Origin of the sequence: Leucobacter musarum subsp. musarum, assembly GCF_001273845.1 — a bacterium.
Lineage (GTDB): Bacteria > Actinomycetota > Actinomycetes > Actinomycetales > Microbacteriaceae > Leucobacter > Leucobacter musarum.
Genome location: NZ_JHBW01000069.1, coordinates 182,668 through 200,266 on the forward strand (window position 1 = coordinate 182,668; position 17,599 = coordinate 200,266).

General features: G+C 69.2%; 16 protein-coding genes. 6 read left to right on the forward strand and 10 right to left on the reverse strand.

Features of this window, described 5'->3' with window-relative positions:
• Nucleotides 1–13: 13 nt before the first annotated feature.
• The 5 genes from CH42_RS07625 to CH42_RS07645 are packed head-to-tail and all read right to left on the reverse strand — an operon-like array spanning nt 14 to nt 6,334.
• Nucleotides 14–1,693, reverse strand: a complete 1,680-nt coding sequence (locus tag CH42_RS07625; protein ID WP_053352605.1) for a dipeptide ABC transporter ATP-binding protein — start codon at nt 1,691–1,693, stop codon at nt 14–16.
• Nucleotides 1,683–2,651: an ABC transporter permease gene (locus tag CH42_RS07630; RefSeq protein WP_053352606.1), complete on the reverse strand. Its 969-nt coding sequence runs from the start codon at nt 2,649–2,651 to the stop codon at nt 1,683–1,685. Before CH42_RS07630 ends, CH42_RS07625 begins: the two co-directional genes overlap by 11 nt.
• Nucleotides 2,648–3,661 (reverse strand): ABC transporter permease, encoded by a 1,014-nt coding sequence (locus tag CH42_RS07635; RefSeq protein ID WP_053352607.1) that lies wholly within the window; start codon nt 3,659–3,661, stop codon nt 2,648–2,650. Before CH42_RS07635 ends, CH42_RS07630 begins: the two co-directional genes overlap by 4 nt.
• Nucleotides 3,662–3,679: 18 nt before the next feature.
• Nucleotides 3,680–5,317: an ABC transporter substrate-binding protein gene (locus CH42_RS07640; protein ID WP_053352608.1), complete on the reverse strand. Its 1,638-nt coding sequence runs from the start codon at nt 5,315–5,317 to the stop codon at nt 3,680–3,682.
• 12 nt (nt 5,318–5,329) lie between these two features.
• Complete coding sequence (locus tag CH42_RS07645) at nt 5,330–6,334, reverse strand: aldo/keto reductase (RefSeq protein ID WP_204374534.1); 1,005 nt, start codon at nt 6,332–6,334, stop codon at nt 5,330–5,332.
• 218 nt (nt 6,335–6,552) lie between these two features.
• Between CH42_RS07645 and CH42_RS07650 the strand changes: the two genes are divergently transcribed.
• From CH42_RS07650 to CH42_RS07670, 5 genes are all read left to right on the forward strand, one after another.
• Nucleotides 6,553–7,572 (forward strand): aldo/keto reductase, encoded by a 1,020-nt coding sequence (locus tag CH42_RS07650; RefSeq protein WP_239683988.1) that lies wholly within the window; start codon nt 6,553–6,555, stop codon nt 7,570–7,572.
• 26 nt (nt 7,573–7,598) lie between these two features.
• Nucleotides 7,599–8,423, forward strand: a complete 825-nt coding sequence (locus CH42_RS07655) for a sulfurtransferase (protein WP_053352611.1) — start codon at nt 7,599–7,601, stop codon at nt 8,421–8,423.
• A gap of 46 nt (nt 8,424–8,469) precedes the next feature.
• On the forward strand, nt 8,470–8,826 hold the full coding sequence (locus CH42_RS07660; protein WP_053352612.1) for a transposase: 357 nt from the start codon (nt 8,470–8,472) through the stop codon (nt 8,824–8,826).
• Nucleotides 8,827–8,955: 129 nt separating this feature from the next.
• The gene (locus tag CH42_RS07665) at nt 8,956–9,402 is read left to right on the forward strand and encodes an OsmC family protein (protein ID WP_053352613.1); all 447 of its coding nucleotides are present in this window, start codon (nt 8,956–8,958) and stop codon (nt 9,400–9,402) included.
• Complete coding sequence (locus tag CH42_RS07670) at nt 9,399–10,322, forward strand: sulfurtransferase (protein WP_053352614.1); 924 nt, start codon at nt 9,399–9,401, stop codon at nt 10,320–10,322. Before CH42_RS07665 ends, CH42_RS07670 begins: the two co-directional genes overlap by 4 nt.
• Before the next feature lie 62 nt (nt 10,323–10,384).
• Here CH42_RS07670 and CH42_RS07675 read toward each other — a convergent pair whose 3' ends face one another.
• On the reverse strand, nt 10,385–11,203 hold the full coding sequence (locus CH42_RS07675) for a DUF1684 domain-containing protein (RefSeq protein WP_053352615.1): 819 nt from the start codon (nt 11,201–11,203) through the stop codon (nt 10,385–10,387).
• Entirely contained in the window at nt 11,203–12,654 is a 1,452-nt protein-coding gene (locus CH42_RS07680) for an FAD-binding oxidoreductase (RefSeq protein WP_082309358.1), read from the reverse strand. The genes CH42_RS07675 and CH42_RS07680 overlap by 1 nt, the downstream gene beginning before the upstream one ends.
• A 169-nt stretch (nt 12,655–12,823) precedes the next feature.
• Between CH42_RS07680 and CH42_RS07685 the strand changes: the two genes are divergently transcribed.
• Complete coding sequence (locus CH42_RS07685) at nt 12,824–13,729, forward strand: sulfurtransferase (protein ID WP_082309353.1); 906 nt, start codon at nt 12,824–12,826, stop codon at nt 13,727–13,729.
• A gap of 188 nt (nt 13,730–13,917) precedes the next feature.
• Here CH42_RS07685 and CH42_RS07690 read toward each other — a convergent pair whose 3' ends face one another.
• From CH42_RS07690 to CH42_RS07705, 3 genes are all read right to left on the reverse strand, one after another.
• Nucleotides 13,918–15,165 carry an acyl-CoA dehydrogenase family protein gene (locus CH42_RS07690; RefSeq protein WP_239683989.1) on the reverse strand — a complete coding sequence of 416 codons (1,248 nt, stop codon included), beginning with the start codon at nt 15,163–15,165 and terminating at the stop codon, nt 13,918–13,920.
• 617 nt (nt 15,166–15,782) lie between these two features.
• Nucleotides 15,783–16,667 carry a LysR family transcriptional regulator gene (locus tag CH42_RS07700; protein ID WP_053352617.1) on the reverse strand — a complete coding sequence of 295 codons (885 nt, stop codon included), beginning with the start codon at nt 16,665–16,667 and terminating at the stop codon, nt 15,783–15,785.
• Between the two features lie 46 nt (nt 16,668–16,713).
• Nucleotides 16,714–17,595, reverse strand: coding sequence for an HAD family hydrolase (locus CH42_RS07705; protein ID WP_053352618.1), 882 nt, complete (start codon nt 17,593–17,595; stop codon nt 16,714–16,716).
• Between the last annotated feature and the right edge of the window lie 4 nt (nt 17,596–17,599).

A 17,599-nucleotide genomic window follows, 5' to 3' on the forward strand; every position in this document is an offset into this window, starting at 1 on the left:
GGGTGCACGGTGGTTACGCGGGCTGGTGGTGCGGGATCGCCGCGATGAGCTCACGGACGTAGTCGGTGCGGGGATCCCGGAGCACGTCGCGTGCGGTGCCGCTCTCGACGACCGCACCGTGCTGCAGCACGAGGATGTCGTCGGAGATCTCGCTGATAACGCCGAGGTCATGCGAGATGACGAGGTAGGTGAGGTCGAGTTCGCGCTGCAGAGAGCCGAGCAGGTCGAGGATCTGCCGCTGCACTGTGACGTCGAGCGCCGACACAGGTTCATCGCAGATGAGCACCTCGGGCCTGACGGCGAGGGCGCGGGCGATGGCGACCCTCTGGCGCTGGCCGCCCGAGAGCTCGGCGGTGTACCGTGCGGCGACGCTCGGGGGGAGCCCCGTGAGGTCGAGGAGTTCGGCAACGCGCGCGCGTCGCTCCGCTCGCCCGCCGAGGCCGAATCCGGTCAGCGGTTCTTCGAGGATCGTCTCGACCGTGTGCCGGGGGTTCAGCGCGGCGAAGGGGTTCTGATAGATGATCTGCAGCTTGCGGTAGAGCTCGCGCCGCCCGCGCTTGCCCCGTGCGTCGTGGTTGACGGGTGCACCGTCGATGCGCACCTCGCCGGCATCGGGCTTCGTGAGACCCGCGAGGGTGCGCATGAGGGTTGTCTTGCCCGATCCCGACTCCCCGACGATGCCGAGCGTGCGCCCACGACCGACGCTCAGCGAGACGTCTTCGAGGGCGAGCACCGGCTCGCCGGTGCGGTTCGGGAACGTCTTGCGGAGCCCGCTCGCGCGCACGACGGGCACGGCATCGGGGGCCGGGTCGGAGCCCGCCGCCGGAGCCAGCGGCGTCGCACGCGATCCGGCCCTGGCCTCCGCGACCTCCACGGCCGACCGGCCGAGGTGCGAGGAGTCGATGAGCTGGCGCGTGTACGCCTCGGCGGGCGCCGACACGATCTGCGCCGACGGCCCGGTCTCGACGAGTCGGCCGTGCTGCAGCACGACGATGCACTGCGAGCGCTCGGCCGCGACCCCGAGGTCGTGGGTGACCAGCAGAATGCTGAGGCCGTCTCGTGTGAGGTCTTCGAGCAGGTCGAGAATGCGCTTTTGCACAGTGACGTCGAGCGCGGTGGTCGGCTCGTCCGCGATGATCAGTTCGGGTTCTGCCGCGATGGCCGCCGCGATGAGCACGCGCTGGCACATGCCGCCCGACAGCTCGTGCGGGTAGCTGTCGTACACCTGCTCCACGCGGCGCAACCCGACGCGTTCGAACAGTTCGAGCACGCGGCGCTTGCGCGCGGCCGCGTCGAGCTGGGTGTGCACCCGCAGCGGCTCCCCGGCCTGTTTGCCGACAGTGAGCAGCGGATTGAGCCCGAGCAGCGCATCCTGCGGCACGTAGCCGATCGTGCGCCCGCGCAGTCGCTCGTACTGTTTCGCGGGGAGCCCGACGAGTTCGCGACCGTCGAGCGCCACGGAGCCCCGCGTGATGCGGGCGTTCGACGCGAGCGTGCCCGTGACGGCGCGGGCGAGCGTGCTCTTGCCCGATCCCGACTCGCCCACGAGTGCGAGCACTTCGCCGCGCCGCAGCGAAAAACTCACGCCGTCGAGCACCGGTACGGGCGCGCGACCGCGCACCCGGTACTCGAGCGAGAGCGCAGAGAACTCGAGAATGTTCGCGGAATCGTCCGCGCGAGGCTTATCCGACAACGCTGGTCCTCCCCTGGTTCATGGAGCGTCCGATGCGGTACACCGCGAGCACGGACGCGACGATGACGAAGCCGGGCAGCGTGCTCAGCCACCACTGCACGGTGAGGAACGATCGGCCGGCGGCGACGAGGGCTCCCCACTCGGGGGTGGGCGGCGGGGCGCCGAAGCCGAGGAAGCTGAGGGCGGCGACCCCGAGGATCGCGGTACCGATCTCGAGCGTGGCCGCGGCGAGCACCGAACCGGAGGCGTTCGGCACGATGTGACGGAACAGACGGTAGACCGCGCCGTGCCCCGCGAAGGCGGCCGCTTCCACGTAGGGCAGTCCGCGCACACGCAGCACCTCGGAGCGCATCAGGCGCGCGAAGGTCGCGACGCTCGTGATGCCGATCGCGATGGCGATGTTGATGGTGCCGCGGCCGAGCGCGGTGACGATGGCCAGCGCGATGATGAGGCTCGGCACGGCGAGCATGACGTCGATCACGCGCATCAGCACGGTGTCGACGGCCCCGCGCAGCGCGCCACCGACGAGACCGATGAGCGAGCCGAAAACGAGGCCGATGAGCACCGCCACCACGGCCGCCTGCAACGACTCGACCGTGCCGTACACGGTGCGGGCGAACTGGTCGCGACCGTAATCGTCGGTGCCGAAGAAGTGCTCGGCGCTCGGCGGCAGGAAGCGGGAGTACGCATCCTGCGCCAGCGGGTCGAAGCTGGTGAAGAGCTGGGGCGCGAATGCTGCGAGCAGCACGAGCGCGATCCAGAGCCACGACACCGTGAGCGTCGGCTGCCCGAAGACCGCGGTCACGAGGCGGCGGGCACGCGACGGGTCGTTGCCCGCGGGGGCGCCGCCGAGATTCCCGGGATCGGATGCGGGGCGAGGTGATCCACCCGGTGCACCGGGTGCCGGATCGGCCTCGAGTTCCGCAGCGGGGCGTGCGGGGGCGGCGAGATCGGTCATCGCTCCTCCAATGCAATGCGCTTGTCGATAAGCGGGTAGAGCGCGTCGACGACGAAGTTCACGACGACGAAGATCGCCGCGCTCACGGTGACGCACACAAGCACCACCGGGGTGTCGCGCCCGTCGACTGCGTCGACGATCACACGACCGACGCCGAGACGAGAGAAGACCGTCTCGGTGAGCACCGTGCCTCCGAACATGAGCCCGACGGTGGTGCCGAACGACGTGACGACCGGCAGCAGCGAATTGCGCAGCGCGTGCCGCAGCACCACCGCGCGACGACTCAGCCCCCAGTTGCGCACCGTCTCGATGTACGGCGAGGTGAGTGACCCACGCAGATTCGCGGTGAGCAGCTGCGCGATCGCACCGGCCCCCGGTATGGCGAGTCCGAGTGAGGCGACCAGGAGCCCGAGAACGCTGTCGCTTCCCGTCGACGAGATCACGCCCAGATTGAACGCGAAGAGCTGGAGCAGGAGCAGGCCGATCCAGAACGGCGGCACGGCCACCGCGATCGCCGGCAGCGAGAGCAGCGTCTCGCGCGCCCACTTCCAGTCGACGAGCTCGATGAGCACGGCGAGACCCACGCCGATGATCACGGCGAGAATCAGGCCCGTCACCGCCAGCTCGAGCGTGTGCCCGAACGACTCGAAGTAGAGTTCGGTCGCCGGCCTGCGCTGGTAGATGCTGTCGCCAAAATCGCCGCGCAACGCGCCCCAGAGCGCATCGAAGTATTGCACGAGCACGGGCCGGTCGAGACCGAGAATCCGCCGCTGCTCGGCGAGCAGCTCCTGGATGTCCTCGCCCTCCGCGCCGAACGTCAATCCTCCAGCCGCGTCACCCGGAAGGATGTAGAGCAGGAAGAAGCTGGCGGTAAACGCACCCCAGAGCACGATCACGCCGTACAGGAGCCGCTTGCCGAGGTAGCGCACGAATGCGGCGCCGCCCGAGCGGGGAGCGGCCTGGAGGCCGGAGCGACGAGCGCCCGGCCTCCAGGTGGTCAGAGTTGCCATAGTGCTTCTCGGGATTCCTTACTTCGCCGGCGTGAGCCAGGCGTCAAAGAGCAGCTGATCGAGACCGTTGTGTTTGATGTCGTGCAGGCGAGGCGACGCGACCCAGATGTCAGTGTCGACCGACAGGTTGAGCACATACGCGTCCTCATCGATGATCTGCGCGGCCTGGTCGACCACCTTCTGGCGCTCGTCGTGATCGAGGATCGTGTTCTGCTGCTGCAACAGCGCATCGAGCTCCTGGCCGCGGGCATCGTCCGCGCTGATGAACGAGCGGTTCGAGCCCGTCTTCACGCCGTAGTTGGCGCGAAGCACATCGGCGTCGGGCGAGGAGTGATACCAGTAGGCGATGTCGTACTCGCCCGAGAGCAGCTTCTCGTTCGCCTCAGCAGCGAGCGGCACGTCGATGACCAGCTCGACGCCGATCTTCTTCCACTGATCCTGCACGGCGCTCGCCGCAGCGCGGTCGCTCGGGAAGCGGAGCGAGAGTCGCTCGCCGTCCTTGTTCACGCGGATACCGTCGGCGCCGACCGTGCCCCAGCCCGCTTCTTCCAGCAGCTTGATCGACTCGTCGGGATCGTAGGTGAGGTACTCGCTCTGATCGGAGAAGTACGGGTTCGCCGGGCTCAGCGGGCCCTCTGCGGGCACATCGTAGCCGTTCGAGGTGAACTGCACGAGCGCTTCGCGGTCGATGCCGTGCTGCAGTGCCTGACGCACCTTCACATCTTTCAAGAACTTCGACGACGTATTGAGGGGCCATTCCTCACCGGTTGCCGGGTTCAAAACATCGGAAGTCACGGTGAGTCCCGCGGCCTCGAACTCGGGCACGTACGTACCGTCGACCCAGTAGATGAACTGGATCTCATCCGACGTTATCGCCCCGTTGCGCACGGAGTCCTCCGGGATGATCTTGTAGACGACCTCGTCGAGGTAGGCGCGGCCCTCGTGCTCGAAGTACGCCGGCGCCCAGTCGTAGTCGTCGCGCGCCTTGAGCACGATCTCCTGGTTCTCGGTGTACGAGTCGAGCGTGAAGGGGCCGCTGCCGTCGACCGACTTCTGGCGCTCCTCGACCGGCAGTGCCGCCGTGGCCGCAGACACGATACCGGCGTGGGCGCGCGACAGGCTCGGCAGGAACGCGGCGTTCGGCTCGGCGAACTCGACCACGATTTCATTCTCGGCGGGCACCGTGATCGACGAGATGCCCTGCACGATGGTCTTCGCGCTCGAGTGGATGCCCTCGCGCTGCAGGCTCTCGAAGTTCGCCTTCACGACGTCGCCGGTGAGCTTCGTGCCGTCGTTGAACGTCACGTCGTCGCGCAGCGTGAAACCGTACGTGCGGGCGTCATCGCTGACCGTCCACTCGGTGGCGAGCCACGGCTCGATCTCGTTCGTCTCCGGGTTGCGGAAGACGAGCGAGTCGGAGAGCTCGCGGGCGACGTGGCGCCACACCTGGTTCACGACGGCGGCGTCGACGCCCTGAGGGTCGGCTTCCAGGCCGATGGTGAGCGTGCCGCCGAAGCGGTCTTCAGGGCTAACGGCCGCGGCCGCGTCCTCGGTGCTGCCGCTGCCGGTCGAGCACGCGGTGAGCGCGAGGGTGCCGGCAACGAGTGCGGCGGCGGCGATGCGAATGCCGCGCCATCGGGTTCGGGGGGTGTGCATGGGTGCGTCCTCTCAGGAAGTCGGGTAGAGCTCATCGAGCTGAGCGAGCAGCTCGACCGAAGGCTCGGGGAGTCGTGCGGACGCCAGATTGACGTCGAGTTGTTCGGGCTTCGATACGCCGAGCAGCACGCTGGTGACGGCCTGCTGGCGCAGGATCCAGCGCAGCGCGAGCTGCGGCGTCGTGGCCCCCTCCGACTCAGCGAGCCGCGCGAAGGCGCGGGTGCGCTCCACGTAGTCGTCGGTCAGGAAGTCGGTGCCGAGAAACTCGCTGCGACCGGCGCGGGCATCGTCGGGAATCTCGCCGGTCAGGTACTTGTCGGTGAGCAGGCCCTGCGCGAGCGGCGAGTAGACCACGATGCCGAAACCGTGCTGTTCGGCCAGCTCGAGCAGGTGCCCGGGCCCTTCGATGGTGCGGTCGAGGAGCGAGTACCGGGGCTGCACCAGGGCGGCCGGCGTGCCGAGGCCGTGCAGCAGATCCGCAATCGTGTGGAGCGCTTCGGACGGATAGTTCGAGAGTCCGAGGTAGCGCGCCTTCCCCTGTCGCACGATGTCGGCGAGCGCCTGAGCGGTTTCTTCGAGGGGAGTCGCCGGATCGTGGCGGTGCGAATAAAAGACGTCGACGTGGTCGAGCCCGAGCCGGGTGAGGCTGCGGTCGATCTCCGCAAACAGGTGTCGGCGTGACGATCCCGAACCGTACGGGTGCGGTGCGACCTGATTGCCGGCCTTGGTGCTGACCGTGATCTCATCGCGGTGGGCGCGCAGTTCGCGACCGAGCACGTCACCGAGCACGGTCTCGGCGTGGCCGTGCGGCGGCCCGTAGCGGTTCGCGTTGTCGAAGTGGGTGACGCCGCGATCGAAGGCGCCGGTGATCAGGCCGGCCTGCGTTCGCCGGTCGTGCTGCTCTCCGAAGCTGTGCCAGAGCCCGAGGGCGAACGTCGGCAGCAGCAGCCCCGAGCGGCCCGCGCGGCGATAGGCCACTCCGCGGTACTCGAGTTCACCGATCGTAGATTCCGTCATCTGCATCCCTTCGGGCGTCGGAGCGGATTCGTGTCCGCTCGCAGCACCCCTTCGAGCCCTGCGTTGAAAATTATGGCTGCCATAACGTACACAACTAGAACATGTGACGTTATATTTCGAGATCGATCACGTTATAAATACAAAAAACTACCGATCTGCGCTTATATCTATACGAGACAGACAGTAATAATTCAGTTCGCGTCATGAAGGAGACTTCCGTGCCCCTCACCCCCTCTGCCCCCGTGCCCAACGGCCACCGCACGGTCGGGAATTCCGGCCTCGTCGTCTCCGAACTGGGCGTCGGTGCGAGCACCTTTGGCCGATCCGGCATGCGCGCCGTGGGCGCCGAGCAGGTGCAGGCAATCGTGGATCGCGCCCTCGACCTCGGCATCACGTACTTCGACCTCGCGGAGGGATACGGCGACGAAGTCGGGCTGAGCGAGCAGTTGTTCGGCGACGCGTTGGGAGAACGACGCGAGCAGGTCGTGATCGGCACGAAGTTCGGCCGCTCGCTGTTGCAAACGCGCGGCCCCGCCTACGCGCTCACCGGCTCGCGAAAGTACATCCTCGCGTCGGTCGAGGAGTCGCTGCGGCGCCTCGGCACCGACTACATCGATCTCTATCAAATCCACTTTCCCGACGCGCACACGCCGATCGACGAGACGCTCGCGGCGCTCGACGATCTGGTGCGCTCCGGCAAGGTGCGGTACATCGGCGCCTCCAACTTCGCCGCCTGGCAGATTGCTGACGCGCAACACCTCGCATCGGCAGCCGGCACTACGCGATTCATCTCGACCACCGACGAGTACAACCTGCTGTGGCGCGCGCCAGAAGAGGAACTGATCCCCGCGCTGCAACGGTTCGGGCTCGGCTTCATTCCGTACTTCCCACTGCAGAACGGACTGCTCACCGGCAAGTACGCCGCCGACCGCGCCCCCGAGGGCGCCAAGATCACGAACCTGAAGCGCAACCTGCTGCGTGAAGCACCCTGGGAGGCGCTCACCGCCTTCGCACGCTTCGCGCACGATCGCGGCATCACGCCGACGGCCGCTGCCCTCGGCTGGTTGCTCGCGCAGCCCACCGTCGCCAGCGTCATCGCCGGCGTCACCGTGCCCGAACAGCTCGATGAGAATCTGACCGCGACGCGCTGGGTACCGACTGTCGAGGAAGAGCGCGAACTGCGCGACCTGCTCCCCGGCACCCTCACGGGCGGCCCCGGTCAGGTCGTGACCGAGTGAGCGCAGCAGCCCCGATCGGCGACTCCATGACCCGCACTCGCGCCACCTCGAACCCTGTACGCACACTCGCCGATCTGCTCCGAGAGCCGGCGCACGGCCCAACCCGCATTGTCGAGATCGCAGCACCCCCAGGCCACCCCGAGGGGCGGCACACCGAACCGATCAGTGGCGCAGTCCAACTCGGCCTGGGCGATTTCGCGGGCGTCGAGGGCCCGACGACGGGCCGCCAGCCCCTGCCCGAGCACGCGACGCTCGTCACGACGCTCACGACCGCCGGCATCTCCCCGAGCACGGCCGTCGTCATCGTTCCGCGCGATGCAGCGGTGCTCAGCACGGCCGCCCGCGCCTGGGTCACCCTGCGCTGGGCCGGCGTTGCCGAGGTCTCGGTGCTCACCCCCGACGAGGCAGAAGTGGTCGCGGCTCGCAGCGAAGAACTCGCCGCCTGGGTGGCGGCCTCCGGCACCGACCTTGCACCTGCCGCGTTCGCGCACAACGATGCCGTCGTCGCGACCGCCGACGAGGTCTCGACGCGAGACGCCGAGGCGATCCTCATCGACGCCCGCTCTCCCGATGCGTTCGGGGGCGAGGGCTCGCACATCGCGGGGGCCGTGAATGTATCTACGGCAGCACTGCTCGCCGCCGGAGGACTGACGAACGCCGACGCACTGCGTCAGACGTACCGCGAGGCATTCGACATCGACCCGCTCGCACAGCCCCTCATCGTGTCATGCGGCAGTGGGATTTCGGCGAGCGTGCAGGCCCTGGCCCTGGCGCAGGCCGGAGTCGAGGCGCCGGTCTACATCGGTTCGTGGTCCGAGTGGAGCAAGATTTCTGCACCGCATCCGCTATAACAGATATCGCAGGCGTAATAACACGCGTGTAACTTTTGGAGGGGTCATGGCATTCGAGCGCAAGTACAGCGACGAAGTGCGCACCGCTTCCGTCGAAGAAGCCTTGCGGCGCCGACGCGCCGAACCGGGCAATCGCGCGATCATCCGCGAAGTCGCCGAGGAGTACTCCGTCGGCTACCAATCCCTGCGCCAGTGGCTCGCTCGCTTCGACGACGGCAGCTACGACTTCGACGACGACAGCGACCCGGCCGACGGACGCGATCCCGAGCTGAGCCGCGACGAACTGCTCGCGCAGATCGCTCGGCTCGAGCAGCGCATCGACGTACTCGAAGCCGACAATCGCAGCCTCACTCGAGTCGTGGCGATGTTCGCCGACCAGCTTCGCCCCACCACCACCGCGTAAGAGTTCTCAACACCCCGGCATCGATCGCATTCCGCTTGCTAAGGTGTGCAAACGCTGGCGCCCCGCGGCGCCGGGCTGCGCTGCCGCAGACACCCCGACCGGGGGCGCGCGATCCAACCAGGAGGCCCGATGGAAGAGCAGATCATCGTTGCGAGCCGCCTGCACGGATCGTTCACCGACACCCGTGGCCGCTACGCCCTCGCCGGTGACGGCTTCGAAATCGTCTCCGACGGGTCACCGATCAGCGGCGGGCCGGGCGAGGCCGCGAGCGCGCTCGATCTGCTCGTCGCGTCACTCGTGTCGTGCGCGCTGAATGCGTTTCGACAAGATCTGCTGGGCGACGGCGAAGAGGATCGCCGCGTCGAAATCTTCGCCCGTGTCGAGCGCAGTATCGACGCCAAGCGGCTCGGCACGCTCGTTATGGAGTGCTTCATCGAGAGCACGAGCAACGCCTCGGTCGATCCGGATCGTCTGGTCGCCGAATACAAGCGTCGCTGCCGCATCTACAACGCTCTCAAAGACGATTTGCCGGTCGAGTTCGTCATTCACGGCACAGACGACGAGCCCGACTGGTGACGCTTCGCCAGGCCGACCGTCTGCTCATCAGGGCGCAAGATGCGGTGTCTTGGCGCACAGAGCTCGTGTTCGTCGAGGCCGTCCCGTGGCGCACCGACGCCAATGACCCGGCGCTGATCGCGGAGACGATTCCGGGGGCGCTTCGGGTCAGCGTGCGCGAGATCTTCGCGGGGCCGCCGCACCCCGGATCCGGGCACCTGCCATTGCCCGATGCTCAGCTCGTGCGCGAGCGCGCGGCGAGCTGGCGTCGCGCACGGCCCAACGCCACTCTCGTTGTATTCTCGCGCGATGCGCGCGATCTCACCTCGGCGACGCGAGCGTGGTTCGTGCTCTCGTGGGCGGGCGTGGCTGGGGTACGCGTGCTGCTCGGCGGCCTCGACGCGTGGGAGCGTGCAGGCGGCGCGCTTGGCCTCGCGAACGCGAGCGACGAGATGACCGCGGCCCGAGCAGTCGCCGCGACCCCACAACCGGTCGCGCCGCAGCAACCCGATTGGCCGGTTCGCGTCATCGCCGCTGAGACGCTGCTCGAGCGCGCAGCCCACGGCTCCGCGCTCGACGCGCGCCCTGCCGCGCACTACGCCGGGTTCACCGACGACCCGCGTTCCGGCCACGTGCCGGGGGCGGTATCGGCTCCCGCGACCGAACTCCTTGATGCCCGCGGCGCTGTGCGTTCGCCGTCAGACCTGCGCCGCTGGCTGCTCGAACGCGGCGGCATTGGCGGGCAACCGGTCGCCGCGTACTGCCACGGCGGCGTCGCCAGTTCCTCACTCGTCTTCGCCGGGGCGCTGCTCGGTCAACAGGTCGATCTCTATGTCGACTCCTGGAGCGCTTGGGCGGAGCGCGCCGATCTCCCCGTCGCGCATGGCTTGGCCCGTGGGCAGCGCACGGGCGACGACTTCAGTTGCTTCGACCCGCTCTGAACAGGCGCCGCAGCGGGGTCGTGTGATCCTGCACGCTCGATCGCACCCCGCCGCAGCCCGGTTCAGCTCGCCGCGTACTCCTGGTACCGCTCCCCCGCGCGCACGGCGACGCTGAGCCGGTTGTCGGCGGGCGGAATCGGGCACAGGTACGCGGGCGTGAACGAGCACGGCGGCAGATAGGCGCGGTTCCAGTCGACGGTGACGGGCTGCGCGACGTCGTGACCTGCGGGCAGTGCGATGTCGATGAAGCGGAACTGCTTCGTCTCGGCGCCGTTGGTGGTGTCGGCGAATGAGGCCCACACACCGGTGTCGTTGCGGAAGCCGGCGAGCGATACTTCGGTGCCGCCGACAGTGACGGTGACACGGCCGGCGACCGGAAACTCGGTCTCGCCCCCGTCTGCCTGGTCGACGCGCAGTGATTCGGGTGCCGGATCGTATCGACCCTCGGCGACCCACTCCGGCGACCACGCGAACGCGTCGATACCGGTCAGCGTGGTGCGCGTCTCGGCTTCGGGGTCGAGTCGGCGCACGGCGAGCAGCCCGCCCCGCTGCAGCACGCGCACGCGTTGCGCACCGACCTCGGCGCTCTCACCGGGAGCGAGGGCGACCTCGACGGCCCCGTCGGCGAGCGCGCCGTCGAGGTCGATGCCGGTGACCGCCGCACCGTCAGACGACCAGGCGCCGGGCAGCCCGGGCAGTTCGCGCGGCTCGGCGTCGAGCCACACGGTGGCGACGGCCGAGGCGGTGCCGTGCGGGGCGCGAGCGCCGGCGAGGCGCTCCTCGCGCCACTGCTGCCAGGCCTCGGGCACGGCTGCAGCAGCTGCAGCAGCTGCAGCAGCGTCCGTGGCTTCGTTCGTTGCGGGGGTGTCGGTCAGACTCATCAGAATCCCTTTCCCGGGTTCAGGATCCCAGCGGGATCGAAGACGTGCTTGATGCCGGCGTGCAGGTGCACGGCGACCTCGCCGAGCTCTTGGGCACTCCACTCCTGCTTCACGATACCGACTCCGTGCTCGCCCGAGACGGTGCCGCCGAACTCGATCGCGAGCGCGAAGATGGCGTCGGCCGCGGCCTGCGCATCAGCCTCGAACCGCGCCTGCTGCGCGGGGTCGTCGTGCGCGGGCACGAGCACGATCGGGTGCAGGTTGCCGTCGCCGGCGTGACCCAGCGTGAAGATGCGGGTGCCGGTCTCGGCGGCGATCTCGCCGATGCGCTCGACCGCCTGCGCCAAGCGGCTGATCGGCACTGCGATGTCTTCGATGAGCACCCGGCCGAGGCGCTCGAGCGCGGGGAGGGCGAGCCGGCGGGCGCGAATGAGCTGTTCGGCTTCAGCCTCATCGGCCGCGACGGAGAGCTCGCTCGCGAAGGGGGTGAGCAGCTCGGTGATGCGATCCGCCTCGGCTGCTGCACCCCACCCATCGGTCTGCACGATCACGAACGCGCTGCCGCGTTCGCTGAATGACGTGCCCTCGACGGCGTCGATCGCTTCGAGCGTGGCGCGATCCAACAGCTCATAGAGGCTCGGGGTGACGTCGGAGCCGAGCACCGCGATCGACGCCTCGGCTGCCGCCTGAATCGACGGGAAGTAGGCCGCGATCGTCACCGTGTCGCGAGGAATGGGCTGCAGCGCCACCGTCGCCTCGGTGACCACGCCGAGCGTGCCCTCGGATCCGGTGAGCAGCGAGACGAGGTCGTACCCGACGACCCCCTTCGCGGTCACACTGCCGGTGCGCAGGGTGCGGCCGTCACCGGTGACGACGGTGAGGCTGCGCACCGCGTCACGGGTCACCCCGTACTTCACGGCGCGGAAGCCGCCCGCGTTCGTCGCGATGTTGCCACCGATCGACGAGATCGCGGCACTCGCCGGGTCGGGGGCGTAGCGCAGCCCGTACTCGGCTGCAGCCGCGTTCAGCGCCACCGGCGAGACCCCGGGCTGCACGATCGCGAGCTGATCGACGGGGTCGATGCGCACGATGCGGTCGAGCGGTGACACGTCGAGCACGATCCACCCGCTGCCCGCAGCAGAACCGCCGGCGAGGCCGCTGCCCGCGCCGCGCGTCGCCACCGGCACCCCGTACTCGGTCGCGAGCGCGAGCACCCGGGCGACCCCGCGGGCTGTGAACGCGCGAATCACGGCGAGCGGCGCTCCCGTGGCCTGCCACGACGAGCGGTCGGCGACGGGCGCGGTCGCGGTGGTGACGATGTCGAGGTCGCGTTCGGCGTGCTCGGTGCGCTCCGTCTGATGTGCGAAGTCCGCGAGTGCCGCGAGCAGGCGGGCGCCGGATCGCCCGGCGTCGCCGTGCGTCCCCGAGTGGGCAGGTGCTGCGTCGGTCATCTCGCTCCGGTTCTCTGCGCACGGCAGCGCCGCGCGAGTGGCGCACTGCGCACCGCTCAGGGTTTCCACCGTAGAAGTTTCTCGCCCGCGATGTCCAAGCATTTCCGTGAATGACGCGCCATACCCGATCCGAATGACAGACGAGCGGGCGCGCGGCTAGCATCCGAGCATGAGCACCGACACGAATTCCGCCCGCGACACGATCCTGATCACGGCCGAAGCCCTCGAAGCGCAGCTGGCCGCCGAGCGCGACCTGCCTGCTGAGGCGCCCCGCACTCGCCTGCTCGACGTGCGGTGGACGCTGCCGCGCCCCGACGGCCGCCCGGCTTTTGCCGAGGGGCACATTCCGGGCGCGGTCTACGTCGATCTCGACACCGAGCTCGCGCAGCACCTGACGCCCCAAGACGGACGCCACCCGCTGCCTGATGCCGCAGCCTTCCAAGCATCGGCCCGCGCCTGGGGCATTCGCGAGCAAGACGAGGTCGTCGCCTACGACGGCGGGGGTAACTACGCCTCGGCACGCGTGTGGTGGCTGCTGCGCGACGCCGGCTTCGATCGCGTGCGCCTGCTCGACGGCGCGATCCCGGCCTGGACCGAGGCGGGCTTCGCCCTCGAGACGGGCGAATCGACTGCGGTGCCGGGCGACGTCACGCTAACCTCGGGCCGCCTGCCCGCGCTCGCGCTCGACGAGGTCGCCGCGTTCGTGGCCGACGGCGGCGCCCTGCTCGATGCGCGCGCACCCGAACGCTATCGCGGCGACGAGGAGCCGATCGACCCCCGCGCCGGCCACATCCCCGGAGCGCTCAACGCTCCGACGGGCGGCAACCTCGACGACGACGGCCGCTTCCGCTCCACCGAGGAGCTGCGCGGTCGCTTCGCAAAACTCGGCGTCGACGGCTCGCACCCGATCGGTGCCTACTGCGGCTCGGGCGTCACCGCGACGCACAACCTCGTCGGGCTCGCGCTCGCGGGCTTCGATGGCGCGCTCTTCCCGGGATCCTGGTCGCAGTGGTCGAACCACGACGAGCTGCCCGTCGCGACGGGTTCGGCACCCGGTTCGGCTTCGGCGGAATAGCTCCCCGCGCACGCAAGAGTGCGGGATCGCGATAGGCCACCGCGATCCCGCACTCCTGCCCCAATCCCGTTCCCACCTCCGCCGAGACCCTCTGATCTCGCCGAGCGCCTCCCATCTGCACGCGCACTTCGGAGGCGCTCGGCGAGATCAGAGGGTCTCGGCGAGAACGGCACCGCACCACCCCCACCTCAGCGCAGCAGGCGCCGCCCCGCCGCGACCAGCGCCGCGTCTTCCTGGGGCGGGTGCACGCGCGCGCAGAGCACGTCGCGCAGCAGTCGCTCGAACGGATAGTGCCGTGACAGCCCGGGGTTGCCGATCGCCGCGACGGCGGCCTGCACCGCGGCGATCGCCGACCGCACGATCTGCACCTTCAGCACGGGCGCTTGCGCGGCGACCGACGTCTCTCCGCGCTCGATGCGCAAGGCGGCACCGTAGAGCAGAGTCTCGGCCTGCGCGATCTGCGCATCGATCTCACCCGTGACCGCTTGGATGTGCTCGGTCGTCGCGATCGACCGGCCGAGCGCCGCCGGCACGCGCTCGTGCGCGAAGCGGATGAACGCCGTGCGCGCCGCTCGGGCGACCCCGACGTAGAGCGCGCCGCCCTGCAGCCCGGCTCCGGCTTCGGCTGCCGCGGGGTTGCGGTACGACCCGTCGGGCTGCCGGGGAATCTCGACGAACGCGTCGGCCGGCACCACGACGTCACGGTAGATCACATTGTGCGTGTTCGTGGCGCGCAGCCCGAGGTGATCCCAGGTCGGCACCCACGTGATGCCGGGCGCGTCGGCGGGCACGATGAGGTGCCCCACGCGCGGCGTCTCGAGCGGCGCCGGATCACCCGGCCCCGACGACTCGGCGTCGCCCGCTGCCCCGCGCACAGCGCCGCCCGACTCATCGGCGACCACCCATACCAGGTGCGTGTCGAGCGCGGCGCCCCCGGTCGCGTACGCCTTCTCGCCGTTCAGCACCCACCCGTCGGCGGTGCGCCGCGCCACCGTGGCGGGCAGCCCGCCGCGCGCCGGTGCTCCGAGCTCGGGTTCGGCGCGAATCGCGTTCGCGAGCGTGGGCCGTTCGGCGCTGCGGCGCGCGAACGCCAGATAGGTTTCTTCGGGCCATGCACCGCTGCCGTCTTGCGAGCTGTGGGCGCTGAGCGCGTTCTGCGCGAGCAGCGCGACCGACGCGTCGCCCTCGCCGAGTGCGACGAGAATGCGCGCGACGTCGAGCGCCCCGAGCCCCGGCCCGCCGAATCGCTCAGGCACGGTCGCCGTGAGCAGACCGGCGCGATGCGCGATCTCGAGGCCGCGCTCGGGCACGGAGCCGTCGATGTCGGCTGCAGGCGCGTGCTCTGCGATTTCGGCGGCGACCGCGGTGAGCGCGGCCTCGCTGAGATCGGGGCGCACGAACGTCAGTTGTGCCGTATCAACCTGCACCGCAGCCACGCTCACCGGATCCCTTCAACCGGGAAGTCCCCGTGGTCCCCAGTGAGACCGACCGTGCGATCAACGGTGTGTCGATCCACCTGTAGGCGGTTCGTGAAGAGAGATATCACTGCAGTCCTTTCTCGCTGCACGCATGCGTGCTCATGCTCCATTCGAGCAATGGGAGCCAGGGAGAGTCCAAGCACCAGGCGGAATGAGGAGTCATCACTGATCCGCATGGTTGGCGTCGGTGAGTGCAGGATCCGCGTGATCTCGCGGGTCTGCGCGCCTTCGAGCGGGTGCGGCGCGTGCGGCATGTGACGCGCGGGGGCCGACTCTTACGCGATGTGTCGCGCGGGGCGCGTCACACGGCGCAACCTCGCGCGGGGTGCGCTGAGCGGGGTGGGGGACCGCTCTGCCCCTACCGCCGCATGCACGGCGCCCGTAGCCCTGTTCCCCCACACCCGCCGAGCCCCTCTGATCTCGCCGAGCGCCTCTCATCTGTGCGCGCAGATCGGGAGCGTTCGGCGAGATCAGAGGGGCTCGGCAGGGAAGGGCGCGGGGGCGCACGGGAAGCCAGGCTGAGCGCGGGCTCGGCGGGGCCGAGTGGGGAGGGTCGGCCGCAGGCCGGGCCGGGCCTACGCCGAGACTGCGCGCAAGCGGCGGTAACGGTGCGCCGCGAAGAACTCGGTTAAGGCGGTGCGGGCCGTCTCTTCGAGCGCGGCGTCGACCCCTCGGCGCGACGCGAGGTTCACGCCGATCTCGCCGAGTTCGGGCAGCGACGGGCGCACCTCGAGGCCGGCCGGTGCCGACTCGCCGGCGGCCGGCAGCACCGCGACGCCGAGACCGGCGCGGGCTGCCGCGATGACACCTTCGAGGCTCACCGACTCGACGGCGATCTGCACCTGATAGCCGGCCTGGTTCAGTTCGTGCAGTGCGCGCTGGCGCATGCCGCACGGTTCCACGTAGGCGACGAGCGGCAGGGGCCCGTCGGCCGTCGGCGGCTCCCAGCCGGGAGCGGCGTACCACTGCAACTGCAGCGATCCGATTTCGACGCCCACCGTCTCCGCACCGAAGCCGAGAATGACCGCCAGGTCGACTTCGCCTCGGCCCACGGCTTCGCTGATCTGTGTCGATCGATCGATCGTGAACTGCACCTGTTTGTCGGGGTATGCCCCGCTGATGGTGCGCAGCAGTTCGGGCAAGATCTGTTCGGCGGCCGTTTCGGTCGAACCGATCGTCACCTGCTGCCGGTGCCCGGTCTCGAGCCGAATGAGGGCTTCGTCGTGCGCGGCGAGAATGCGGCGCGCTTCGGCGAGGAGTGCCTCCCCCGCCGTCGTGAAGCGAATCTTGCGGCCATCGCGTTCGATCAGTGTTTGCCCGATGCGCTGTTCGAGCAGCCGCACATGCTGGCTGACCGCCGGCTGGCTCAGGTGCAGCACGGTCGCGGCGCGGCCGAAACCTCCGTATTCCGAGATCGCCTGAAAGGTCCGCAAGTGCGAAATCTCGAGAATGGAAGACATAAGCCGAGCTTATGTCAGATCATCGGTTCTTTTGCGGTACTGAGACTTACTTCGTCACACGCAGCACGGGAAAGCGCTCGCGCAGTGCAGTGAGCAGGCCGACTTCGTCGATCGTGCCCGTCACGCGACCGGCGACCGCTTGCACCTCGGGCACCGCCTGACCCATCGCGACCGAGTCTCCGCGCTTCGCGGCCCATCGCAGCATCTCGATGTCATTGCGCCCATCGCCCGCAGCGAAGACGCGCGTGCCATCGATGCCGAGGTGCGACGCCACGACCTCGAGCGCGCTCGCCTTTGTGACCCCGTCGGGCGCGATATCGAGCCATGACGTGCTGCCGACGGCGTACGAGACATGGGTGAGCCCCATCGTGCTCACAACATCGAGAAACTCTTCAAGACGGTGATCGGGTGACACGACGACCACTCGCGACGCCTGCACGCCGAGCAGTTCTTCGAACGGCACCCGGCGCTGCGTCGACGGCAGCGTGCCCGTCGGAATCTCTTCGGTGTAGAGGAACCCGCCATCGGCGAGCTCGACCGCGAATCGGGCGGTCACCAGCTGCGTGCGAATCTTGCGCAGCGCATCACTCGGGTCGAACGCCTCGACGAACTCACGACGGTACGCACGCGGTGCGAGCGCGTCGCGGCGCAGCGTCACGGCACCGTTCGCAGCGATGACCCACTCGGGGCGAATCTGCAGTCGCTCGACGATCGGCAGGGTCGCATCGACGGAGCGCCCGGTCGCGATGACGACCTCGTGCCCCAACTCGTGGAGCTCACGGATCGCTGCGGCCAGATCCTGGTCGATATGCCCGCCGGCGGCGTCATCGCCCGCGCCCTCGCCGAAGCCGTGGTTGAGCACGGTCCCGTCGATGTCGAGCGCAATGAGGTGACGTTCTGCGGCGGGAATGCGAGGGGCGTTGCTCATGCGG